The organism is Wolbachia endosymbiont of Tuta absoluta (assembly GCF_059414725.1).
The window spans coordinates 1-440 of record NZ_JBNRJY010000325.1 but is presented as its reverse complement, the minus strand read 5'-3'; the positions used below and the strand labels follow the sequence as shown (position 1 = coordinate 440).

1 pseudogene is annotated in these 440 nt (G+C 46.4%); it reads left to right on the top strand.

Features of this window, described 5'->3' with window-relative positions:
• Positions 1-114 precede the first annotated feature (114 nt).
• Positions 115-291 (top strand): annotated as a pseudogene (locus ACJ5GX_RS03500) (phage terminase large subunit family protein); the annotation flags it as partial.
• Between the last annotated feature and the right edge of the window lie 149 nt (positions 292-440).

The window sequence follows — 440 nt, the reverse complement described above, 5'->3', positions numbered from 1 at the left end:
GATTTTAATTTTGATTTACGTTAACATCGAAAACTAGTGCAAAGGTCAACCGATGTTATGTTTGCATTTACATATTATATAATTTTCTTCGTAAAGTGGCGCTAGTTTCGCGGCACTATCTACCTTAAAGAAATCATGGATTCACCATCTCCGTCTTCACCTGCTGAAAAAGTAGTATTCATGAAAGGGTGTGCCCCCTGGAGGAATCCACGATTGGTGGAACGGAAGCTGGTAACAATTGGATAGGCTGTACCTATCATCGATCACACACCAGGTCCAATACTAGTTTTAATCTAATTTACTAATGTAATAACTATGAGTTTCTCGAACAGCGAGTGCATTCGATGCAGCCGGGTGCGCGCGACAAGGAGACGTCGTGCACGTGCGCGGTGTGCGGCCGCGAGTTTCCCACGTGGCGCGCGTGCAGCGCTCACACCGCC